Origin of the sequence: Pseudomonas sp. CFBP13528 (assembly GCF_005233615.1) — a bacterium.
Lineage (GTDB): Bacteria > Pseudomonadota > Gammaproteobacteria > Pseudomonadales > Pseudomonadaceae > Aquipseudomonas > Aquipseudomonas fluorescens_AM.
Genome location: NZ_QGAJ01000023.1, coordinates 40,009 through 61,298, shown reverse-complemented (window position 1 = coordinate 61,298; position 21,290 = coordinate 40,009). Strand labels below are relative to the sequence as shown.

The window sequence follows — 21,290 nt, the reverse complement described above, 5'->3', positions numbered from 1 at the left end:
AGTGGTGGGGCAAGAGCCTTTTTGGTTACTTTTGGGGCTCTTTTCCAAAAGTGACCCGCTGTAAAAGCGGAACCGCCAGCCGCCGTTACCGCAGGAGCGGATATGTACTCGGTCCAACCCAACATCCTGGTCGGCCCAGAGGCCGCCATCGGGGGCAAGCCCCCTCCCACATTCAACCGAGGCGTGTCAGTTGGGTAGCTGTCGGCTGGGAGGCCGCCATCGGGGGCAAGCCCCCTCCCACATTGAACCGAGGCGTGTCAGTTGGGTAGCTGTCGGCTGGGAGGCCGCCATCGGCAGCAAGCCCCCTCCCACACTGAATCTGCATCCAGTCTTCAACAGTTCATTCACGCACGTTCATTTAGCAAACGCGTACTCGCCGCCCTGCTCTACCGCCTTGCGATAAGCCGGTCGCTGCTGGAGCTTGTCCACCCACGCCGCAAGGTTCGGATACGCCTGCAACTTGCCCTGGGCCTTGGCGATTTCGCCGATAAAGCTCATCTGGATGTCCGCGCCGGACAGTTCGTCACCCACCAGGTACGGCGTTTGCCCGAGTACCTCATTGAGGTAGCCGAGGTAATTGGCCAGCTCCGATTCAATGCGCGGGTGCAGCGGTGCGCCAGCTTCACCCAGGCGCCCGACGTAGAGGTTGAGCATCAGCGGCAGCATGGCCGAGCCTTCGGCAAAATGCAGCCATTGCACGTAGTTGTCGTAGGTGGCGCTGGCCGGATCGGGTTGCAGTCGGCCCTGGCCGTGGCGGCGGATCAGGTAGTCGATAATGGCAGCCGATTCGATCAGTACGCGGGGCCCGTCCTCGATCACCGGCGATTTGCCCAAGGGATGAATCGCCTTGAGCTCGGCTGGCGCGAGGTTGGTTTTCGGGTCGCGTTGGTAGCGCTTGATTTGGTAAGGCAGGCCCAGTTCTTCCAGAATCCAGAGGATGCGCTGGGAGCGGGAGTTGTTGAGGTGGTGAACGGTAATCATAGGGGCACAGCTCCGTTGGGGTTAAGGAGAAGACTACACGACGGCGATGGAGTGCCCTGAATTCGCTTCATCCCAGTCGAAACCGCGCCGTGTTGTCGCTCAACGCCCGGCTGCCCTGGCTCAGGCTGTCGGCAGCCTGATTGACCGCCCGCGCGCCGTCGAGCAGACGTCCGGCAGCCTGGTCGACCTGCTGGATATTGCCGCTCACTTCGTCCGCCGTCGCAGCCTGCTCCTCCACGGCGGCGGCGATGTGCGCCAAGGTGTCGGTGACGTGCTGCACGGCACCGGCAATTTCCCCCAGGCGCGTGCCCAGGCCGGTGACGGATTCGGCATCGGTGAGCGCCTGCTCGCACGCGGCGCCCATCAGGCTGACGGCCTGGCTGACCGTGGCGCGCAGGCTGTCCACCGTGCCGGCGATCTGCGCAGTGGACGCCTGGGTGCGTTGCGACAGGCTGCGCACCTCATCGGCGACCACTGCAAACCCGCGGCCTTGCTCGCCGGCGCGGGCGGCTTCGATGGCGGCGTTAAGGGCCAGCAGATTGGTCTGTTCGGCAATGCCACGAATGGTATCGACCACCGATTGAATCTGCTGGCCTTGTTGGCTGACCTGTTCCAAGGCATTGGCGGTGTCGGACAGGCGCTGGTTGAGTTGCTGGATACTGGCCGTGGTGCGCTGGCTGTCGCGGCTGCTGTCTTCGGCGATACGGCGGGTGTGCCGGGCGCTGTCGGCAGCCTGCTCGCAGCTTTTGGCAACGCCCAGGGAGGTGGCAGCCAGTTGGGTGGCGGCCGCAGCGATCTGGCTGATCTGGTGCCGCTGGTCTTCGACGTCGGTGAGGGTACTGCCCGATTGCGCGCTGAGGGTAAGCACGGTGGCGCCCAATTGCTCGGTTTCATGATTGACCCCGAGCAGGCTGGTGCGCAGTTGCACCACGGCAACGTTGAGCGCCGTGCTGATGGCAGCGAGTTCGTCGCGCCCCTGCACCGCCACTTCGACGCGCAGGTTACCGTCACGCAGGGACTCGGCGAGCGTGGTGATGCCACTGGCGCTGCGACGGATCGAGGCTTGCAGGCAGATGAACAGGTACAGCGCCGCCAGCGCCAGCAGGCTGAACGTTGCCGCCACGGGAATGAAGTGCTGCAACGATCGCTCACGGTAATAACTCAAGCGTGCATCGAGCGAATGCAGCGATTGGCTGCGCAGCGCGCCCAGCGCCGAGAGCATGGCGTCGACACTTTGATCGAACGCAGCACTGTCGAGCTTGATGGTGCCGCCGAACACGCCGTCGTCCAGGGTTTTGAGTTCGCTGTCCAGGCGTTGCAGGCTGGCGTCGTATTGTTCGGTCCAGGGCTCAAGGCCGGGGTATTGCTTGGCCTTCAGCGCGGTGGCGGCCTTGACCAGTTGGTCCCGCGCATCGCCGATGCGGCCGCGCAGGTCACGCATCTGCAAGCGGCTTTGCAGGGTGAACTGGCCCGAGGCAATCGAGGATTGGCCGACGCTGGCCGTGCGGCCGATACGCTCGATCAGGTCCGGTGCGTGCTGGCTGGAAATCTGCATCAGCAGATAGGTTTCCAGCCAGGGATCGAGGATCAGGCCGGTGTCCAGGGTAATCTGTTCGCGCAGCGACTGCATCGCGGTCAGCGCGGCGGTGAAACGGTCATAGCCATCCGGCCACCAGCCGACGGTGCGCAGGGCCGGAGTGTCCATGCCCTTGACCGCGGCCTGCAGCGCGTCGAAGCGCGCCTGGGTAGCGGCGCTGGCGTGATGGGTTTTGAGTGCGTCCCCCAGGGTTTGCAGGCCTTGCTGAATCAGCGGACTGCCTGCATCCAACCTGGCCATTGCGGCCTGAGCGGCAGGGGTCGGGGTATGCAGAATATCCAGGGCTTTCCAGCGGGCGGCCAAGTTGCGCTGGGCGCTCAGTTGCACATCGAGCGAGTCCAGCGCCAACAGTTGGTGCACGCCGGACTGTTCGCTGGAAATCACCGCGAGTTTGTCGTGGTAGTCCTGGCCGATCATCCACAGGCTGCCGGCGAGCGGCAGCATGAACAGTAAGAACAGCACCTGGAACTTACGCGCGAAACCGAACCGCCCGAGCAGACGGATACCGGGTGATAAAAATCTTTGCATGCCCTACAAACTCCCCTGAACAACCCCATACTTCACAGCCGGGAATGACTAACGGCAAAATGCCATGTCATTGATTATTCTGGCTCAAGCAAGATCTGGGCCGTGGGATACAAGCGTGACGACACGTGCCATGGCGCTAAGAAACCTTTGATCGGTGCGCGAAAATGGGGCGAAAGCACTCATTACCGGGCACGCGCCTGTAACCGCCAGGGACACGGCCCGATGCGAGAACGGTCGAGCGTTGACGATCCCGGGCGGTCTTCAGGTCAACAGTTGAGTGATCCACTGAATATGCCGGGCGATCCCATGGATTTTTTCTTCCGGCACCGACTGCCTGGCTTTCTCGAAACTGGCCAGGGTCTTTTGTTTCTGGTGCAACAAGCGCTGCCACTTCGCCACGAACGCCGGACTGCGCTCCAGCAAATGCAGCGGCCCGAAATACAGCTGTTTTTCGGTGTAGGACACAGGCCCGGTGCGTTCGGCGACGATGATTTCGTAGTAGAAGCGATGCTCGTGCAGCAGCTCTTCGCGCACGATTCGGTAGCCGTTGTGCATCAACCAGTGGCGCAACGGATACTCGCCACCATTGGGTTGCAGGATCAGCCGCTCCTGGCCATTCAACTGCGCCTTGCCGCTGTCGAGAATGTCACGAATGGTCTCGCCGCCCATGCCGCACAGACTGAGGGCCGTGATGGCGTCGCCCGGCTCGATGGCCGCCAGACCGTCGGCCAGGCGCACGCTGATGTGCGCTTCAAGGCCGTTGTCGCGCACGGTGCGCCGGGCCGCATGAAAAGGCGTGGTCGCGGCCTCCCCTGCCACCGCGCTGGCAATTACGCCACGACGCATCAGCGCCACCGGCAAGTAACCATGGTCCGAGCCGATATCGGCCAGGCGCGCGCCGGCCGGTACGTGCGCCGCCACGCGCTCCAGGCGCATGGACAATGTGTGTGGGTTCAACGCGGGTTCCTTTTCATTCGCCGGAGAATCGATCCCGGCTATTGGTCAAATGCAGCACCATTGCCGCCCGCGCGGCATCCGGGTCCTGACGCTTGAGCGCATTGAAGATCGCCTCATGCTCCAGGCTCGCCAGTTGACCCAGCCTGGCAAAATCCGCCCCGCCGCGTTCGTCAGCCTTGACCTGGGTGCGAGGGATCATTGCGCTGCCCAGGTGCTGCATGATTTCACTGAAAAACGTGTTGCCGGTAGCCTCGGCGATGAGTTGGTGAAAGCGCTTGTCCTCTTCCACACAACTGTCGTTGTTGGCCAGGGAAGCCTGATAGTCGTCCAGCGCCTGGCGCATGTGGGCCAGTTGCGCGTCGGTACGGCGCAACGCGGCCAACGCCACCGCCTGCACTTCCAGACCCAGGCGCAGTTCCAGCATGTTGCGCACGCTGGCGACAGTGTCGACGTGCAGGCGCAGGCCCTGCCGGGCGTGTTGCTCCAGCACGAACGTGCCGATGCCGTGGCGCGTCTCCACCAACCCCGACGCCTGCAGCTTGGAGAGGGCTTCGCGTACCACCGTGCGGCTCACGCCATGCTCAAGCACGATGGTGGATTCGGACGGCAGTTTTTCGCCCGGCTTGAGCTGGCCGAGCAGAATGCGCTGGGTCAGCGCGTCGACCACGCCTTGGGCCAGGTTGGTGGAGCGTCTGCGCACAGGGGGTGCGTTCTCAATGGGCATCGCTAACGGGTCCACGGGGTTGGGCTGAGGGGAGCTTAACATCCTGCAGACGGACGGCGCCGAGTTGATTGACGAGGCGACCAACTTGTATGACAACCAATCTGATAGACCGGCATTACGCTCTCCCCCTCCTGCGAACCAGACAGGACTTCGCTGACACGCAAGCCCTTATAACGCTGGCAAATAACCAAAATCATCACCCCATAAGCGCGCTTATGAGAAGAAATACACACTGCACCGCATTGCGATTTATAAAAAACAACTTGTATGATGTCTGTTAACAAAACCCACAACCCGCATAAAAACAAATCAGGGGGCGTTTTCCATCGTGAACCATTCCAGTCGTGCATCCGCTGCACCAGAAACCGATTCGGTGCTCACCCGCGCCGTGAGCAAAGTGAAGGGCCATGTGCTCCCACTGTTCGTGGTCATGTTCATCCTCAACTACATCGACCGGGTCAATATCGGCTTCGTGCGTACGCACATGGAGCACGACCTGGGCATCGGCGCGGCGGCCTATGGCTTCGGCGCCGGCCTGTTCTTCATCGGCTACGCGATCTTTGAAGTACCGTCCAACATGCTGCTGCAAAAGGTCGGCGCGCGCATCTGGCTGACCCGCATCATGTTCACCTGGGGCATCGTCGCCACGCTGATGGCGTTCATCCAGAACGAAACCCACTTCTACATCCTGCGTTTTTTGCTGGGTGTGGCTGAAGCGGGCTTCTTTCCCGGGGTGATCTACTACTTCACGCGCTGGTTGCCTGGGGTTGAGCGCGGCAAGGCCATCGCGATCTTCCTCAGCGGTTCTGCGGTGGCGTCATTGATCTCGGGCCCGCTGTCGGGTGCGCTGTTACAGATCGAAGGTTTCGGCTTGCACGGCTGGCAATGGATGTTCGCCATTGAAGGCCTGGCCTCGGTGGCGCTGGGCTTCTTTGTGTGGTTCTGGCTGGACTCCAAACCTCATGACGCCAAGTGGCTGAGCCGCGAAGAACAGGACGCGCTGGTTGAGGCCATCGATCAGGAACAGCGTGACCGCGAAACCCTGACCACGGTCAAACCGACCCTCGGCAAGCTGCTCAAGGATCGTCAGATCCTGCTGTTCTGCGTGTTGTATTTCTGCATCCAACTGACGATTTATGCAGCGACGTTCTGGTTGCCGAGCATCATCAAGAAGATGGGCGACCTGAGTGATATACAAGTCGGCTTCTTCAACTCGATTCCCTGGTTGATCTCGATCATCGCCATGTACGCCTTCGCAGCGCTGTCAGGCAAGTTCAAGTTCCAGCAGGCCTGGGTCGCGGCAGCCTTGTTGATCGCAGCGGCCGGGATGTTCATGTCCACCACGGGCGGGCCGATCTTCGCGTTCGTGGCGATCTGCTTTGCGGCCATCGGTTTCAAATCCGCGTCTTCGTTGTTCTGGCCGATCCCCCAGGGCTACCTGGACGTGCGCATCGCCGCTGCAGTGATCGCATTGATCAATTCCATCGGCAACCTGGGCGGCTTTGTCGCGCCGACCACCTTTGGCTTTCTGGAGCAAACCACCGGCTCGATCCAGGGCGGGCTCTACGGCCTGGCCGGCACCTCGGTGCTCGCGGCCATCCTGGTGTTTTTCGCCAGGACCTCACCTTGCGCCGGGCTGACGTCGCCCAGCATTGCGCCCACCGCCAACGCCATCAGCAAACCTCTTTGAGCGTATTAAGGACCTTGCCATGAATACTCCCGTCATCACTCACTTGCACGTCATCCCGGTCGCCGGTCACGACAGCATGCTGCTGAACTTAAGCGGCGCCCACGGCCCTTACTTCACGCGCAATATCGTGATCATCAAGGACAGCAGCGGCAACACTGGCGTGGGTGAAGTGCCCGGCGGCGAGCGCATCCGGGAAACCCTGGAGGACGCGCGCAGCCTGGTGATCGGCCAGCCGATCGGTCAGTACCAACGCATCCTCAACCAGATGCGCAGCACCTTTGCCTCTCGGGACGCGGCCGGCCGCGGGCTGCAAACCTTTGACCTGCGGATCACCATTCACGCCGTTACCGCGATGGAGGCGGCGCTCCTGGATTTGCTCGGTCAGTTCCTCGAGGTGCCGGTGGCCGCTCTGCTCGGCGAGGGCCAGCAACGCGATGCGGTGAAGATGCTCGGCTATCTGTTCTACGTCGGTGACCGCACCGCCACGGACCTGGCCTACCGCAACGAGGCAGAATCCGACGACGACTGGTTGCGCCTGCGCCATGAGAAAGCCCTGACTGCCGACGCGGTGGTACGCCTGGCCGAAGCCGCCAAGGCCCGATACGGTTTCAACGACTTCAAGCTCAAGGGCGGCGTATTGAGTGGCGATGCCGAAATCGAAGCGGTCACCGCCCTGGCCGAGCGCTTCCCGGAGGCGCGCATCACCCTCGACCCGAACGGCGCCTGGTCACTCAAGGAAGCCATCCGCCTGTGCCGCGACCAGCATCATGTTCTCGCCTACGCCGAAGACCCCTGCGGCGCGGAAAACGGCTATTCGGGCCGCGAAGTCATGGCCGAATTCCGCCGCGCCACCGGCCTTAAAACCGCCACCAACATGATCGCCACCGACTGGCGCGAAATGGGCCATGCGATCCAGTTGCAATCGGTGGACATTCCCCTCGCCGACCCGCACTTCTGGACCATGCAAGGCTCGGTGCGCGTGGCGCAAATGTGCCATGAATGGGGCCTGACCTGGGGCTCGCACTCCAACAACCACTTCGATATATCCCTGGCCATGTTCACCCAGGTGGCGGCGGCCGCGCCGGGCGAGATCACCGCCATCGACACCCACTGGATCTGGCAGGACGGCCAACGCCTGACCCGGGAGCCGCTGAAAATTGAAGGCGGCTACGTGAAGGTCCCGGCCAGGCCTGGCCTGGGGGTGGATATCGACATGGACGCCGTGGCCAAGGCCCACGAACTGTACAAAGGCATGGGGTTGGGCGCGCGGGATGACAGCGTGGCGATGCAGTTCCTGATTCCGGGTTGGCGTTTTAACAACAAACAGCCTTGCCTGGTGCGGTGAGACGGCTTTACGCAGGAGCGAGCGTGGTCGTTCATGCTCATCGATCGTTCCCACGCTCCGCGTGGTAATGCAGCCTGTGACGCTCTGCGTCACGACCTCAACAGCGGACGCATAGCGTCCAGGGCGGCATTCCTACGCAGAGCGTGGGAACGATCGAACAACGTAGTAGCGCCCAACGCTAACCCGCTAACCACGATGCGCAGCGAGTCGCTCTTGATCTTGATCTGCTTTTGATCTCAGGCGCCCCGTTAAACCACGCTGGCCGAACGCAGGCTTGCATCCGTGGGTAACCCGGCAGGACGCCGGGTTAGCCGCCCCGCGCCATGGATGGCGCGTGGCGGCGGCCCACGGATTCAAGCCGGAGTGAGGGCACACCGAGCATGAGCGAGGTGCCGAGTGGTGGGGCAAGAGCGTTTTGCTTACTGTTGCGCTTTTCCAAAGTAAGCCGCCGTCAGGGCGGAACCCTAAGTGGCCGTTACCTGAATAATGGATAGGTACTCAGTCTGATCCAACATCCTGGTCGGCCCTGAGGCTGCCATCGGGGGCAAGCCCCCTCCCACATCGCGGCTTGCGCGCCCTTGGCCAAATCCGGGGCCGACCATTATAAGATATGGCCTGAGCCCGCCGCGCGGCGCCTACCGCCCTCTCACTCACTGGAAAAATTCTCCATGAAGCTCCCTGAGATCAGCACATTCATTGCGCAATGGCACTCGCTTGACCTGGGCCCTATCGCCGCCTGGCAGGTGACTCAGGACTGCGAAAACCACGTCCTGGCGTTGCTTTCACGCCTCGGCGCAGGCTACCGCCGTCACGGAAACTGCGCCATCCATGAAAGCGCCACCGTCGAAGAAGGCGCCGTGCTGAAAGGGCCGATCATCATTGGCGAAGGCTCGTTCGTCGCCGCAGGCGCCTACCTGCGTGGCGGCGTTTATCTGGGCAAACAGTGCATCGTGGGCCCAAGCTGCGAACTGAAAAGCAGCTTCATGCTTGGGGCAAGCAAGCTGGCGCATTTCAACTTCGTCGGCGATTCGGTGATCGGCGAAGGCGTCAATATCGAGGCCGGAGCGATCATCGCCAACTATCGCAACGAACTGGATGGGGCGGATATCAGGATCCGCTATGCCGATCAGGTCATTGAGACGGGGGTGAACAAATTCGGCGCCCTGGTGGGCGATGGCTGCAAAATTGGCGCAAACGCCGTTATAGCTCCCGGCGCACTGTTGCAGTCCAACAGCCGTATTCCGCGTTTGGGGTTGATTGATCAGTTCGCCTACGACTAAGCAGCGCCAGCACGATCTACCATGTGGGCGCGGAACAGGGATCACGCCACTTGCGCGCTACCCAAACGGCCTGTTTCAGATCATGCTGCGCCTCTCACTTCAAGGACGATAAAAAACAGTGAAAACCACCCTCGCCGCCTTGCTCCTGATTGGCCTGGCCACTCCCGCATTCGCCAACGACAACCCCATCGGTTTCAAAACCACCAACCTGCCCGACGCACGCAACCAGCGCGCGCTGGAAATGGTCGTCTGGTACCCCACGGCAGTCCGGGCCGCTCCCCAGTTGATCCGAGACGACGCGGTGTTCTTCGGCGCTCTGGCAGTGCCCGATGCGCCGCCGGCCGGTGGTGAATATCCGTTGGTGGTGCTCTCCCACGGCTATGGCGGCAATTGGGGCAACCAGGTGTGGCTGGCGAGTGCGCTGGCACAGCGGGGTTATATTGTGGCGGCGGTGAATCACCCAGGCACCACCAGCAAGGACCGTAGTGCAGACGCAGCGGCGCAGTTATGGCAACGCCCCAAAGACCTGAGCCGCGCCATCGATGCAGTGCTTGCGCGACCGCAGCAATTTGGCGCGGTCGCGCAACACCGGATTGCGGCAGTGGGCCATTCTCTCGGTGGCTGGACGGTGCTGGAAATCGCCGGTGCGCGTTTCGACGCTGATCTGTTCGCCCAGGACTGCCTGGCACATCCCAAGCTGGGCGGTTGCATCGGCTACGCGCAGATGAACCCCACCGGAGCGGCAGATGGCAAAGCCCAACTGGCCGCTGACTTGAGCGACAAGCGCGTCGCCGCCGTGGTGTCTTTGGACCTGGGCCTGTCGCGGGGCATGACCGATGCCAGCCTGGCCGCGCTGCCCGTGCCGGCGCTGGTGATTGCTGGAGGCGTACCTTCGGAGGACATGGCTGTGGGGCTGGAGTCTGCCGACTTGGCCAGACGGCTGCCGAAAGCATCCACGCAATACGTGGAGATCGGCGATGCGAGCCACTTCAGCTTTATGGCGCAGTGCAAACCCGGCGCGGCGGCGATACTCGACGAGGATGTACCCGGTGACAGCATGATTTGCCGAGACGGCGAGGCAGGAAGGTCCAGGGCGCAGATTCAGCAACAGGTGATCACGCTGATCAGCGCGTTCCTGGCACCTTGATCGGTGGCATCCTCGCCAGGTAAACCTTCCAATCCACGGTTTTTTAGCTGGTATCATTCGCGCCTTTACCTGCCAGGCCAACGCACATGAACCGCCAGAAAAAACTCCAGCAGCTTTTCAAGGCCAAAGCCAAGAAGGCCAACGCCAAGCTCGCGCCGAAAAGCAAAGATAAATACATCAGCAAGGCGGACCGTTTGAAGCTTGCGGCCGAGGGTGACCTAGAGTCCGTTACGCCTCCCGAGACGCCTGCTCAATAAGACGCATCGCCGAAGGCGTACCCGCTTCATATTTGCCCCAGATACGCCGCAGATGGCGCGCCGAACCAAAGCCTGCGCGCTCGGCGACGGTTTCGATGTCCAGGCTCGACGCCACCAGCAACTCGCGGGCCACGGCCAGGCGCAGACGGTGCAGGTAATCCAGCGGGCTGATGCCGACATGCTCGTGGAACAGGCGCGCCAGGTGGCGGCTGCCGGTGCAGGCCAGGTTCGCCATGCGGGTGACGGTCCAGGCGTCACAGGGCGCGGCGGCAATGGCGTCCTGTACGCGATGGACAGCCGGGTGCAGGTGATTGCGTCCGGTGATCCACGGCGATAGCTGCGGGTCAGTGCCGCTGCGGCGCAGGTACACCACCATATCCCGCGCGACGGCGCAGGCCAGACGGGGCCCGGCGCGCTCGGCGACCAGGTGCAGCATCATATCGATACCGGCGGTGATCCCGGCGCTGCAACTGACCGGCCCATCGGTGACGTACAGCCGGTTTTCCAGGACCCGGGCCTTGGGTGCCAGGGCCTGGAGGGTAGCGCACAACGCGTGGTGCGTGGTGCACTGGCGTCCGTCAAGCAGCCCGGCGCGGGCGGCCGTCAGCGCGCCGGCGCACACGCAAATCAAATGCTCGGCAGAGGGCGCAAACACCGTTTGCAGCCACTGCACCAGGCTGTCGCTGGCGGATTCGAAGGCGCGCTGGCCGGCCTTGTCTACCTTCATGCTCGAGCCCACCAACACCACCAGGGTGCCGGGCGCCAAGCTGGCCGGCAAAGGTGCCAGGCCCGTTAACGGCAAGCCGATGGAGGTGTGCAGGGACGACACCGGGCTGACGTATTGCAGCGCGAAATCCACCGCCGCCGGATCATCCATCTGCGCGGCCAGGCGCAGCACTTCGGCAGGCCCGGCCAGATCCAGCATCAGCACATTGGGCAACAACACGAACAGCACCGGCACGCTCATCGAGTCACCCCGCCAATGCCTGGGCGACGGTGACGATGCGCGCAAACCGACCCTCCAGCACCAGCTCCGTACGCTCGCGAATCTCTGCCGGGGTGTACACGCGGCCGCTGCGGGCGTGGGTCATCGGGAACGTCAGCGTGGCCTCACTGACGAAATCGACGCTGAACCCGCTGTCCGAGGCCTGTCGCGTAGTGGTCTCGCAGCACTGTTCGGTCCGAATACCACTGATGATCAATCTGTTGACGCCCATCTCGATGAGACGCGCGGCCAGCGGCGTACCGGCGAAGGCGCTGTGGTAGTACTTATGGATGACCAACTGCGGATCGATTGAAAGCTCGCTCAATACCCTGACGTTACCCGATGCCAGCGAAAAGTGGTCTTGGTCCTCCACATGAAACACCTGCACCACCGGGATACCTTGTTGAACGCAGCCATCGATCAGGGCCTGCTGGTTTTCCAGGTAAGTTGGCAGGTCGTTTTCGGACCAGTAGGGTGCATGCCGAAATGAATGCTGGGCGTCGATTACGATCAGGGCTTTGCGGCTCATGGTAGGTCCTTTAGGCTTGGATTAGGGGCCGATACTGCAAACCATGGTAAAGCCCTCAACAGGTTCGCAACAGGCGCAAGGCGGACTGGCTAAGGACCGATTCGGACATTCCAGGCAAACCTTGAGCCGCTCGTTCAGCAACCACTCAAGGCCACTTGAGGCCGTTCGCCAGCGAAGAACAACGGTCGCAGCCGCACGCCCACGCTATTGCCGATAAACGCAGCCACCAGCCACAGCCAGCCGTGCAGGCTACCCGAGGCGATGCCGCTGAAGTAGGCGCCGATGTTGCAGCCATACGCCAGGCGCGAACCATAACCGAGCAACAGGCCACCAATGACCGCCGCGATCAACGAACGCGCCGGTATCTTCAAGCTCGGCGCAAATCGCCCGGCGAGGCCCGCGGCCAACAACGCGCCAAGCACGATGCCGATGTCCATGACGCTGGTGATGTCTTCCCAAACCGGTGCGGCCAGGGCCTTGGCGTTGGCCGGCATCTGCCAGAACGCCCAACTGGCTACGTCTACACCCAGCCCACTCGCCACCTTGGCGCCCCACAGCGCAAACGCTGAAGTAATGCCCCACGGCCGCCCGGCCAGCGCCAGCGTGGCATAGTTGAGCAAGGCCAGGCCTATCGCCCCCCACACCAACGGCCAAGGCCCACGCAGGAAGCGACGCGACCCCCGGTGTTCACTGGTCACGCCAGCCTCAAGCCCGCCATGACGTCCCTTCTCCAGACGCACAGTCACCCACGCAATGAATGCGAACACCGCCAGGCTCAGGAGCAACGCCGGCAGTACACCGAAACTTTTGACGATTGAAACCGGCGGGAACGACGGCAAGGCAAACCACCAGTCGACGTGATGGGTGGCAATCAACGAACCGCAGATAAAGAACAACAGGGTCACCAGCATGCGCGCATTGCCGCCGCCTACGGTGAACAGGGTGCCCGACGCGCAACCGCCGCCCAGCTGCATGCCGATGCCGAAGATAAACGCGCCGAAGACCACCGACACTCCGGCCGGCGCCAACAGCCCGACCACCGGCTGGCCGAACAGGGTCCCCGCGCCCAGCGCCGGGAAAAACAGCACCACCGCCACCGCCAGCATCACCATCTGCGCGCGCAACCCGGCGCCGCGCCGATCCTTGATAAACACGCGCCAGGCCGAGGTGAAACCGAAGGCGGCGTGGTACAGCGTCAGGCCCAGTGCGGCGCCGACGATCAGCAACCAGACTTGGCGCATGCCCACTGCGCTTTGCAGGAACAGGGCGCCTGCCACCAAGATGATAAAGGCCACCAAGGGCGCGACCGGCTTGCGTGCCGGCGTCAGGGAAACAGAGGTGCTCATGGGAATCTCGACGTGTTTGAAGGTGGCCAGTATAAACCCGGCGGGATGGCGGTCAGGCGCTGACGTTGCCCGCCTGGGTCTCGCGTGGGTTGATTGAGCTCCACGCGGCCTCAGCCAGCAGTTCACGGTACTCCCAGGGGCTCTTCCTGACCTTCGCCGACAACCACGCACGCGAGTAGCTTTCTGCCGCGCCAATGATCAGCGAAGGGATCAGTTCGGCGGGCAAGTGGCTGAAATGCTCCTTGCGCCCTGCCCCACTCAGCCAATCCTTCAACTGCTGGTTACGTTGTTTATTGCGTGAAACCAGCTCGTCACTGAACGGGCCATTGGACACGGCGAAGCGGCTCTGGAATACGAAACGCGCCCAGTCCGGTTGTTCAGTCACCCATTCTACGTAGCTGTACACCAGCGCGGTCACCCCCGCCTGGGCGGTATCCGCCGTTTGCAAATAACGTTCGCGCAGGCTGGCCTGGTCCTCCAGCGCGGCGAAGAAAAGCGCCGCGACCAACCCCTCTTTATTGCCGAAGTGGTGGTAGATGGCACCCACGCTGGTCTCGCAGCGGGCGCGGATGGTTTCGATATTCGTCGCTTCAATCCCCGCCTCGTTAAAACACGCCAGCGCCTCGCGCAGGATAGTGCGTTTGAGGTCGCTGCGCCGGCCCGGGAAGGTGCGCTCGATAAGGTCGATGGAATGCATGCACAGGGACGCCAAATGAACAGAGTCTATAGGTTCTGCGGGCGGCAGAGAAAGCCTGGCTTGACACGCAGCGAATTGACGGAATATTGTTCCGTTACAGAATATTATTCTGAAAACCCATCATGAGGACACCCAATGAGCCAAGCACTCAGCATGTTCAACAGCGTAGGCCCTGCCGCGTTCAGCAACCTGGCCTGCCAAATGGCACCGTACTTCAGCACGATCACGCCCGAGATCGCTGAGTTGCGCCCCAACCACGCGGTGGTCAACGTGCCGTTTCGCAAGGAAATCACCAACCATCTGGCTTCGGTGCACGCGATTGCGTTGTGCAACGCCGCCGAACTGGCCGGCGGGATGATGACCGACGCGTCCATTCCCCCTGGCGCCCGCTGGATTCCCAAGGGCATGACCGTGCAATACCTGGCCAAGGCAAAAACAGACATCCGCGCGGTCGCCGATGGCAGTGCCATCGACTGGCAAACGGCCGGGGACAAAGTTGTGCCGGTGGACGTATTTGATGAGGGCGACGTCAAAGTGTTCACGGCCCACATCACCATGAATGTGAAACTCGCTTAACTCAGTGCCCCACCGCCGCAGGCCCATCGGCAGACCGCCGTCCCGGCTTGAAGCCATGGGCATGCGCCGACCAGGCGATCACCAGCGCCACGCCCGCCAACAACAGCATTACCCAGGCAAACGAGGCCACACCCCAACGGTCAAGCAGTACGCCCCCCACCACCCCGCTGCCGGCAATCGCGCTGTTCCACGCCACGACATTCAGTGACAGCGCGACATCCGCACCGTCACCTGCGGCATCGGCCAGGGCGGTTTGCAGCAAGGTGGCGGCACCGCCGAAACTCAACCCCCAGACCGCCACCCCGAGGTAGATCACCGGCGGCTGGTTGCCTAGAAAACCGAACACGCCACTGATTGCCGCGAAGGCCGCCAGGCTCACCAATACCGTCTTGCGCAGCATCGGCTCGACCAGTCTGGCCGTCAGCCAGATACCCGCCAACGCGGCGATACCGAACACCAGCAGCACCAGATCCACCCGCTGCGCCAGCCCGGCCGGTGCCAGGAATGGCGCGATGTAGGTGTACAGAATGTTATGGGCAAGCATCCAACTGATGACCACGGCCAGCACCGGGCGTACTCCGGGGGTGGTCAACACCTTGACGAGGGAGAGACGCTGGTGCGCGGGCTGCGGCGGGTAATCCGGGACTTTCACCAGTACCCACACGATCAATCCCAGCGTCAGCGCCGACATCAAGCCAAAGGTGGTCCGCCAGCCCAGCAACCCGCCGAGCCAGGTACCCAGCGGCACCCCCAGGGACAGCGCAATCGGCGTCCCCACCATCGCCAATGCCAGCGCTTTACCCTGTTGCCCGGGCGCGACCATGCGCCGTGCATAACCGGCCAGTAGGCTCCAGGCCAACCCTGTCGCCACACCGGCAAAAAAGCGCGCGACCAGCGTGACGCCATAGTGGGACGACAGCGCCGTAATCGAATTGAACAGGAGGAAGCCGACGATGGTCAGCAACAGCACATTGCGTCGGCGCCAGCCACGGGTGGCGATGGTCATGGGGATCACCGCCAACACCGAGCCCAGCGCATAGGCGGTGACCATTTGCCCGGCCATCGACGGTGAAATCGCCAGGCCCTTGCTGATCAACGGCAACAGCCCGGCGGGCAGTGTTTCAGTGACGATGCAGATAAAGCCGGTCATGGCCAGGGCGAGCAAGGCGCCGATGGGCAGACGTTCGGATGACGCCGATAAACTGAGTGAGGGGGTCACGAGGGAAACTCCTTGGGCGAACTTAAATACTGATCGATACAAATGTTGCAGGCGAGCACAGTCGTTGTCAACGACTTATGTATCGACTAGTATTTATATAGGTATTCAGAGGACTCTCGCTATGGCAAAAATGGGCCGGCCCCGTACCTTCGACCGTGAACAGGCCGTGGAACAGGCCATGCACCTGTTTTGGCAACACGGCTACGACGCCACGTCGCTCGCCCAGCTCAAGGACGGCCTGGGGGGCGGCATCTCCGCACCGAGTTTTTACGCGGCATTCGGTTCCAAGCAAGCGCTGTTCGATGAGTGCGTGCAGCGTTACCTGGCGACCTACGCCCAGGTCACCGAGTGCCTTTGGGACGAAACCCTGCCACCGCGCCAGGCCATCGAGACTGCATTGCGCCAGTCGGCGCGCATGCAGTGTGACAACGCCCACCCCAAGGGCTGCATGGTGACACTCGGTGTGATGAGCGCGCCGAGCCCCGAGAACGCCCGCGTGGCGGATGCGCTGACCCAGTCACGGGCACGCACGCGGGCCGGGATTGTGGCGTGCGTTGAACGCGCAATCAGCGGCGGATACCTGCCGGACACCCTTGACGCCGCGTCGATGGCGACGGTGTTTGACAGTTTCCTGCAAGGGCTGTCGATCCAGGCGCGGGACAACGTTCCTCACGCCGTTATCGATGCAGCCATCGGCCAGATCATGCAGACTTGGGATATCGCCGCCGCGACTGTCCCGCCCCATCGCAACGTTGCGTCATAGGGAAACCCAGCGGGTATCCGGTTATAAAGGGCAATGCTGATTCAGCTCAGCCGTCAGTGGATATTTCGGTTATGGAGAACGCATCATGTTCGCAGTAGGCGTGGCGCTAGTCGCAGTAGGCTTGGGCACCGCAAACCCTGGTTTTTGGATACCAGGCTGTGTCTTCATGGCGATTGGGGCCTCTCGAAGAGGCAATCGTCGAGACTGATGGCAGGGGTAAGTGAGGGTCGCATGACTCTGCACTGGATCAAATTAATGATCGTCGCTGTGTACTTTGGTTGACGGGGCAAATCCCACGCAAAAAAAAGCCTGCATCGCTGCAGGCTTTTCTCTATCTGGCTCCACGACCTGGACTCGAACCAGGGACCCAATGATTAACAGTCATTTGCTCTACCAACTGAGCTATCGCGGAATGCGCCGTATGTTACTGATTAAAAAGAAGAAGTCAAGCCTCCTCTGACATTTGTCACGACTGAACAGGCTGACCGGTCGAAACCGCCTGCTCCCCGGCCAGCTCCAGCCACGCCCGGGCTGCCGGTGGCAGGTGGGCACTGGCACGCCAAGCCAGGGCGATGTGCCAGTCGGTGTGAGGTTCGTCCAGGGGGATCAGGGCAATGCCAGCATGCTGGTGCTTGTGCGCCAGCATCCGCGGCAGGAAGGCCACGCCCAGGCCGGCTGCGACCAGGTCGACGATAAAATCGATCTGCCCACTACGTGCCGTTACCTTGGGCACAACGCCCTTGCGTTCGCAGGCGGCGAGGATTTTCGCGTTGAGGGCGAAACCGGCTTCGAACAGGATGAACGCAGAGTCCGCCAGGTCAATGAAGTCGATGCGTTCGCGGCGCGCCAGCGGGTGGTTGATGGGCAGCACGGCGATCAGCGGTTCGTTGCGCACGGGCTGGTAGTCGAAACACTCGTCGACGGGCAGCAGCAGGGCCGCCAGGTCGACCTCCCCCGCTTCCAGGCATTCGCGCAGTTTTTTGCTGCCGTACTCGGTGAGTTCGATGTCGATGTCGGGGTAACGCGTGCGGTAGGTGGCAAACATTGCGGCAAACAATACGCCGCAACCCACCGGCGGCAGGCCGATGCGCAGCACGCCGCGCTTGAGGCCGCGCAGGTCGTTGATCTCGGCTATCAGGTCGTTGCGCTCAGCAAGCATAACCAAGGCACGCCGGTAGGCAATTTCGCCAGCGGCAGTGAGTTCGTTCCTGTGGCCGAGACGATCAAGCAATGGGGTGCCCAGTTCCTCCTCCAGCGTCTTTACCGCTTTGCTGACCGTGGACTGGGTCAGGGACACCACTTCAGCCGCCTGGGAAAAACCGCCCTGACGCACCACTTCGACAAACGCCCGCAGTGTTCGCAGATTCATCAGTATTCCTTTTGCGACTCGATTGCAGCGATAAAAGTTGTTTTTATCATGCCAGAATTTTGCTTATCGTAGAGCGCTTCGCCGAGTGGAGCCCCTCTACATGATCATTTCGTCCGCATCCGATTACCGCGCTGCCGCCAAACGCAGGTTGCCGCGCTTTCTATTCGACTATATCGATGGCGGCGCCTACGCCGAGCACACGCTGCGTGCCAACAGTTCGGACCTGGCCGAGATAAGCCTGCGCCAGCGCATCTTGCGCAATGTCGATAACCTGAGCCTGAAAACCTCGTTGTTCGGCCAGGAGCAGGCCATGCCGGTCATCCTCAGCCCGGTCGGCTTGACGGGCATGTATGCACGGCGCGGTGAAGTGCAAGCAGCCAAGGCTGCAGCGAACAAGGGGGTGCCCTTCTGTTTGTCGACGGTGTCGGTGTGTTCGATTGGAGAAGTCGCCTCGCAAAGCCCGCAGTCGATATGGTTCCAGTTGTATGTGCTCAAGGATCGCGGCTTCATGCGTAATGCGCTGGAGCGCGCGCAGGCGGCGGGCGTGACGACACTGGTGTTTACCGTCGATATGCCGACCCCGGGCGCGCGTTATCGTGATGCCCACTCCGGCATGTCCGGCCCGTATGCGGCGCAACGGCGGATGCTGCAAGCCATGACCAAGCCGCAATGGGCGTTCGATGTGGGGTTGATGGGCCGTCCCCATGACCTGGGCAATATTTCCAGGTACCTGGGCAAACCCACCCATCTGGAGGACTACATAGGCTGGCTGGCCAATAACTTCGATCCCTCGATCAGTTGGAAAGACCTGGAGTGGATTCGCGACTTCTGGAAGGGGCCGATGATCATCAAGGGCATCCTCGACCCACAGGATGCCAAGGATGCCGTGAGCTTCGGTGCCGACGGCATCGTGGTCTCCAACCATGGTGGCCGCCAGCTGGATGGCGTGTTGTCTACCGCCAAGGCGTTGCCGCCCATTGCCGAGGCCGTCGGCGATGACCTCACCGTGCTGGTGGATTCCGGCATTCGTTCCGGGCTCGACGTGGTGCGCATGCTTGCCCTGGGGGCCAAGGCCTGCCTGCTCGGGCGCGCCAGCGTGTACGCATTGGCCGCCGACGGGCAGAACGGTGTGGAAAACCTGCTGGATATCTTTGCCAAGGAAATGCGCGTGGCGATGACGCTGACCGGTGTCACGTCGATCGAACAAATTGACGGTTCCACGCTGGTCGCTACGTAATCCTTCAACTGCCCCAGCCAGATAAATGACGCCACGCGCTGTCGACTGTTTTTCGAGTCGAGGCAGTCAATTGATTCATATCGCTATTTATTAAATAAAACGATTTGGCACGAATCTCGCTCTAACACCCTTCAAGCAGGTCAAGCGATGACAAGACGTGTGGCAGTGCCCCGGCCTTATAACCCGGCGTAAAGCGGTTTAAACTGATCCTTACTGTTTTACGGAACTGAAGGAGCAGTAAGACGCCTGGCACTTGCCACTCTCATCCGCCTGTAAGACAGTCATGTGCTTAGAGGCCGTTCACCTATGAAAACACCCACCCAGACCAACGCAATTGACTTTGACAGTGCCAAATTGCAACGCCTGGGATTTGGTCAGCCCGCCCTCCGTTCACCTCGCCCCGCCACTCTTGGCCAGCTTCGCCAGCAACTTAACCAGCAATTGCAAACCAGCCTCGAGCCGGAACGCATCCTTGGCCTGTTCTTTCGCGAAATTCAACGCCTGGTGCCGCTCGATGCCTTGCAATATCGCCACGTCACCAGTGACCTGCGCCTGGAGTTCGGCCATCGCGGCCATCATTCGATGAGCTACACCTTGAGCCATGACGGCGAGCACCTGGGCGAGTTGGTGTTCCGCCGCAACCAGCGCTTTACGGAAGAGGAACTGGGCCAACTCGAATCCCTGCTGGCAGCCCTGCTGTATCCGATGCGTAACGCCCTGCTCTACCGCGCCGCCACCCGCAGCGCCCTGCGCGACCCGTTGACCGAAACCGGCAACCGGATCGCCATGGACCAGACACTGCAACGGGAAATCGACATGGCGCGGCGGCACATGCACCCGCTGTCCCTGTTGATGCTGGACATCGATCACTTCAAGCGCATCAATGACACCCATGGCCATACCGCCGGCGACAGCGTATTGCGCGCCGTGGCGGCGGCGATCAAAGGCCAGCTGCGCAACGTGGACATGGTGTTTCGGTTTGGCGGCGAAGAATTTCTGATCCTGCTGTCCAACACCGGCCGCGATGCGGCGCGGATGGTCGGCGAGCGCCTGCGCCAGGCGGCGCAAGCCCAGGACTACTGGGTAGAAGGGACGCGAATCGAATTGACGGTAAGCCTCGGCTGCTCGACGTTACTGGCGGCTGAGTCGGCTGAAAGCCTGCTGCGCCGAGCCGACAATGCCTTGTACGTGGCCAAGCGCGAAGGCCGTAATCGCCTGGCAATGGCGGGGTAACCCCCGCCATTGCCTGTGCATCACGCCTCGCTGGCGACTCGGGCCTGGCGCTCACGCACGAGCGCGGGGGCCTTTTCTTTCTCTTGTTCCAGTTGCATGCAACTTTCCAGGAACAGATACATGTAGTCGTAGCTCTTGCACACGGCCTGGCGCAACTCTACCTGCAGGGGCCTGCTCGGGTTCGTGCCGGCGAGGGTACAGATGATTTCCAGCGCTTCCCAAGGGTGTGCGTCATCATACTGGGCGTGCATCTTCAGCCATTTCATCGCACGCTTGCGCTCTTCCTCGGGGAAGGCAGCGGCATACACGCCGGTGGAACAGACCACGGCGGACCACTCCCCTGTCGCGCCCTCGATGGCGTAGTTGGTGGCGGCAATCGCGACGATCAATGAATCAGACGAGCTGGTGTGCCAGCACCAATGACTCAGTGCGTGCAACTCCGGTGGCACGTCCTGGGCCTGCAGGTCGTCGAGACTGACACCATGGGCACGCGCCCAATTCACCCAATAATCGGCATGGTTCAATTCAACGCGAATATTGCGCATCAGCCAGCGTCGCGCCATGTCCTCCCCAGGATGACGGGCAAATTTGGTCTTGGTGAGGTTCTGCGCCATGTACAAGGCAAACTGCTCCACCACAGGCCAGCCGCCGATCAGGTAGTGGCGCATGGTCCTGGCGCTGAGCGTGTTATCGCGCATGCGGTGGTACAGTTCGTGTTCGACAACTCGACGCTTGCTCTCGCTACAGTCCTGGATCAGTTGCTGGGCCCAGGCGGGGTAACTCGAGGCTTCCATAAGCGGGCCGGTTCTGTTGAATGTGTCGATCACTGT

20 protein-coding genes and 1 tRNA gene are annotated in these 21,290 nt (G+C 61.8%); 9 read left to right on the top strand and 12 right to left on the bottom strand.

The genetic code is table 11. The features are described from left to right. Positions 1 to 354: 354 nt before the first annotated feature. The 4 genes from PspCFBP13528_RS25975 to PspCFBP13528_RS25960 all read right to left on the bottom strand — a co-directional run bounded on the left by PspCFBP13528_RS25975 (position 355) and on the right by PspCFBP13528_RS25960 (position 4,787). On the bottom strand, positions 355 to 981 hold the full coding sequence (locus tag PspCFBP13528_RS25975; RefSeq protein WP_101218641.1) for a glutathione S-transferase: 627 nt from the start codon (positions 979 to 981) through the stop codon (positions 355 to 357). A gap of 67 nt (positions 982 to 1,048) precedes the next feature. Then, a complete protein-coding gene (locus PspCFBP13528_RS25970) occupies positions 1,049 to 3,106 on the bottom strand; it encodes a methyl-accepting chemotaxis protein (protein WP_137201801.1) in 2,058 nt (685 codons plus the stop codon). A gap of 261 nt (positions 3,107 to 3,367) precedes the next feature. Further along, on the bottom strand, positions 3,368 to 4,063 hold the full coding sequence (locus PspCFBP13528_RS25965) for a tRNA (adenine(22)-N(1))-methyltransferase TrmK (protein ID WP_101218637.1): 696 nt from the start codon (positions 4,061 to 4,063) through the stop codon (positions 3,368 to 3,370). Positions 4,064 to 4,076: 13 nt separating this feature from the next. Next, positions 4,077 to 4,787 carry a FadR/GntR family transcriptional regulator gene (locus tag PspCFBP13528_RS25960; protein ID WP_065950192.1) on the bottom strand — a complete coding sequence of 237 codons (711 nt, stop codon included), beginning with the start codon at positions 4,785 to 4,787 and terminating at the stop codon, positions 4,077 to 4,079. Positions 4,788 to 5,115: 328 nt separating this feature from the next. On the opposite strand from PspCFBP13528_RS25960, the gene PspCFBP13528_RS25955 reads away from it, so the two are divergent. The 5 genes from PspCFBP13528_RS25955 to PspCFBP13528_RS25925 all read left to right on the top strand — a co-directional run bounded on the left by PspCFBP13528_RS25955 (position 5,116) and on the right by PspCFBP13528_RS25925 (position 10,506). Then, the gene (locus PspCFBP13528_RS25955) at positions 5,116 to 6,477 is read left to right on the top strand and encodes an MFS transporter (protein WP_137201800.1); all 1,362 of its coding nucleotides are present in this window, start codon (positions 5,116 to 5,118) and stop codon (positions 6,475 to 6,477) included. A gap of 19 nt (positions 6,478 to 6,496) precedes the next feature. After that, positions 6,497 to 7,822 carry a glucarate dehydratase gene (gudD, locus tag PspCFBP13528_RS25950; protein ID WP_137201799.1) on the top strand — a complete coding sequence of 442 codons (1,326 nt, stop codon included), beginning with the start codon at positions 6,497 to 6,499 and terminating at the stop codon, positions 7,820 to 7,822. 668 nt (positions 7,823 to 8,490) lie between these two features. After that, a complete protein-coding gene (locus PspCFBP13528_RS25935) occupies positions 8,491 to 9,102 on the top strand; it encodes a transferase (RefSeq protein WP_137201798.1) in 612 nt (203 codons plus the stop codon). A gap of 118 nt (positions 9,103 to 9,220) precedes the next feature. Beyond that, positions 9,221 to 10,249, top strand: a complete 1,029-nt coding sequence (locus PspCFBP13528_RS25930) for an alpha/beta fold hydrolase (RefSeq protein WP_137201797.1) — start codon at positions 9,221 to 9,223, stop codon at positions 10,247 to 10,249. A gap of 86 nt (positions 10,250 to 10,335) precedes the next feature. Next, entirely contained in the window at positions 10,336 to 10,506 is a 171-nt protein-coding gene (locus PspCFBP13528_RS25925) for a DUF2986 domain-containing protein (RefSeq protein WP_065950199.1), read from the top strand. On the opposite strand, the gene PspCFBP13528_RS25920 is transcribed toward PspCFBP13528_RS25925, so the two are convergent. The 4 genes from PspCFBP13528_RS25920 to PspCFBP13528_RS25905 form a co-directional block, all read right to left on the bottom strand. Further along, positions 10,478 to 11,473 carry a helix-turn-helix domain-containing protein gene (locus tag PspCFBP13528_RS25920; protein ID WP_137201803.1) on the bottom strand — a complete coding sequence of 332 codons (996 nt, stop codon included), beginning with the start codon at positions 11,471 to 11,473 and terminating at the stop codon, positions 10,478 to 10,480. The two genes, PspCFBP13528_RS25925 and PspCFBP13528_RS25920, sit on opposite strands and share 29 nt — an antisense overlap. 4 nt (positions 11,474 to 11,477) lie before the next feature. After that, positions 11,478 to 12,020, bottom strand: a complete 543-nt coding sequence (locus PspCFBP13528_RS25915; protein ID WP_137201796.1) for an isochorismatase family protein — start codon at positions 12,018 to 12,020, stop codon at positions 11,478 to 11,480. Between the two features lie 134 nt (positions 12,021 to 12,154). Next, the gene (locus PspCFBP13528_RS25910) at positions 12,155 to 13,366 is read right to left on the bottom strand and encodes a YeeE/YedE family protein (protein WP_137201795.1); all 1,212 of its coding nucleotides are present in this window, start codon (positions 13,364 to 13,366) and stop codon (positions 12,155 to 12,157) included. A 52-nt stretch (positions 13,367 to 13,418) separates the two neighbouring features. Further along, a complete protein-coding gene (locus PspCFBP13528_RS25905) occupies positions 13,419 to 14,063 on the bottom strand; it encodes a TetR/AcrR family transcriptional regulator (RefSeq protein ID WP_137201794.1) in 645 nt (214 codons plus the stop codon). Between the two features lie 135 nt (positions 14,064 to 14,198). Here PspCFBP13528_RS25905 and PspCFBP13528_RS25900 point away from each other — a divergent pair, with 135 nt between their 5' ends. Beyond that, entirely contained in the window at positions 14,199 to 14,639 is a 441-nt protein-coding gene (locus PspCFBP13528_RS25900; RefSeq protein WP_065950204.1) for a hotdog fold domain-containing protein, read from the top strand. A gap of 1 nt (position 14,640) precedes the next feature. Here the strand turns inward: PspCFBP13528_RS25900 and PspCFBP13528_RS25895 are convergent, their stop codons facing one another. Next, positions 14,641 to 15,858 carry an MFS transporter gene (locus PspCFBP13528_RS25895; RefSeq protein WP_137201793.1) on the bottom strand — a complete coding sequence of 406 codons (1,218 nt, stop codon included), beginning with the start codon at positions 15,856 to 15,858 and terminating at the stop codon, positions 14,641 to 14,643. Between the two features lie 121 nt (positions 15,859 to 15,979). Between PspCFBP13528_RS25895 and PspCFBP13528_RS25890 the strand changes: the two genes are divergently transcribed. After that, positions 15,980 to 16,621: a TetR/AcrR family transcriptional regulator gene (locus PspCFBP13528_RS25890; RefSeq protein WP_137201792.1), complete on the top strand. Its 642-nt coding sequence runs from the start codon at positions 15,980 to 15,982 to the stop codon at positions 16,619 to 16,621. 336 nt (positions 16,622 to 16,957) lie between these two features. Here the strand turns inward: PspCFBP13528_RS25890 and PspCFBP13528_RS25885 are convergent. After that, positions 16,958 to 17,033: transfer RNA gene (locus tag PspCFBP13528_RS25885), tRNA-Asn, on the bottom strand. 54 nt (positions 17,034 to 17,087) lie between these two features. Then, positions 17,088 to 17,990, bottom strand: a complete 903-nt coding sequence (locus PspCFBP13528_RS25880) for a LysR family transcriptional regulator (RefSeq protein WP_065950207.1) — start codon at positions 17,988 to 17,990, stop codon at positions 17,088 to 17,090. A gap of 100 nt (positions 17,991 to 18,090) precedes the next feature. Between PspCFBP13528_RS25880 and lldD the strand changes: the two genes are divergently transcribed. Together lldD and PspCFBP13528_RS25870 are read left to right on the top strand one after the other, a co-directional pair. Then, entirely contained in the window at positions 18,091 to 19,227 is a 1,137-nt protein-coding gene (gene lldD / locus PspCFBP13528_RS25875) for an FMN-dependent L-lactate dehydrogenase LldD (protein ID WP_137201791.1), read from the top strand. Positions 19,228 to 19,533: 306 nt separating this feature from the next. Then, on the top strand, positions 19,534 to 20,460 hold the full coding sequence (locus tag PspCFBP13528_RS25870; protein ID WP_065950209.1) for a GGDEF domain-containing protein: 927 nt from the start codon (positions 19,534 to 19,536) through the stop codon (positions 20,458 to 20,460). Between the two features lie 20 nt (positions 20,461 to 20,480). Here PspCFBP13528_RS25870 and PspCFBP13528_RS25865 read toward each other — a convergent pair whose 3' ends face one another. Beyond that, complete coding sequence (locus PspCFBP13528_RS25865) at positions 20,481 to 21,287, bottom strand: iron-containing redox enzyme family protein (protein WP_065950210.1); 807 nt, start codon at positions 21,285 to 21,287, stop codon at positions 20,481 to 20,483. Between the last annotated feature and the right edge of the window lie 3 nt (positions 21,288 to 21,290).

Excerpts from the sequence above, each read along its gene's own strand:
- PspCFBP13528_RS25915 (WP_137201796.1), bottom strand. The coding sequence starts at position 12,020 with ATGAGCCGCAAAGCCCTGATCGTAATCGACGCCCAGCATTCATTTCGG.
- PspCFBP13528_RS25935 (WP_137201798.1), top strand. The coding sequence starts at position 8,491 with ATGAAGCTCCCTGAGATCAGCACATTCATTGCGCAATGGCACTCGCTT.
- PspCFBP13528_RS25900 (WP_065950204.1), top strand. The coding sequence starts at position 14,199 with ATGAGCCAAGCACTCAGCATGTTCAACAGCGTAGGCCCTGCCGCGTTC.
- PspCFBP13528_RS25910 (WP_137201795.1), bottom strand. The coding sequence starts at position 13,366 with ATGAGCACCTCTGTTTCCCTGACGCCGGCACGCAAGCCGGTCGCGCCC.
- PspCFBP13528_RS25970 (WP_137201801.1), bottom strand. The coding sequence starts at position 3,106 with ATGCAAAGATTTTTATCACCCGGTATCCGTCTGCTCGGGCGGTTCGGT.
- lldD (WP_137201791.1), top strand. The coding sequence starts at position 18,091 with ATGATCATTTCGTCCGCATCCGATTACCGCGCTGCCGCCAAACGCAGG.
- PspCFBP13528_RS25975 (WP_101218641.1), bottom strand. The coding sequence starts at position 981 with ATGATTACCGTTCACCACCTCAACAACTCCCGCTCCCAGCGCATCCTC.
- PspCFBP13528_RS25925 (WP_065950199.1), top strand. The coding sequence starts at position 10,336 with ATGAACCGCCAGAAAAAACTCCAGCAGCTTTTCAAGGCCAAAGCCAAG.
- PspCFBP13528_RS25905 (WP_137201794.1), bottom strand. The coding sequence starts at position 14,063 with ATGCATTCCATCGACCTTATCGAGCGCACCTTCCCGGGCCGGCGCAGC.
- PspCFBP13528_RS25870 (WP_065950209.1), top strand. The coding sequence starts at position 19,534 with ATGAAAACACCCACCCAGACCAACGCAATTGACTTTGACAGTGCCAAA.
- PspCFBP13528_RS25920 (WP_137201803.1), bottom strand. The coding sequence starts at position 11,473 with ATGAGCGTGCCGGTGCTGTTCGTGTTGTTGCCCAATGTGCTGATGCTG.
- PspCFBP13528_RS25960 (WP_065950192.1), bottom strand. The coding sequence starts at position 4,787 with ATGCCCATTGAGAACGCACCCCCTGTGCGCAGACGCTCCACCAACCTG.
- gudD (WP_137201799.1), top strand. The coding sequence starts at position 6,497 with ATGAATACTCCCGTCATCACTCACTTGCACGTCATCCCGGTCGCCGGT.
- PspCFBP13528_RS25880 (WP_065950207.1), bottom strand. The coding sequence starts at position 17,990 with ATGAATCTGCGAACACTGCGGGCGTTTGTCGAAGTGGTGCGTCAGGGC.
- PspCFBP13528_RS25890 (WP_137201792.1), top strand. The coding sequence starts at position 15,980 with ATGGCAAAAATGGGCCGGCCCCGTACCTTCGACCGTGAACAGGCCGTG.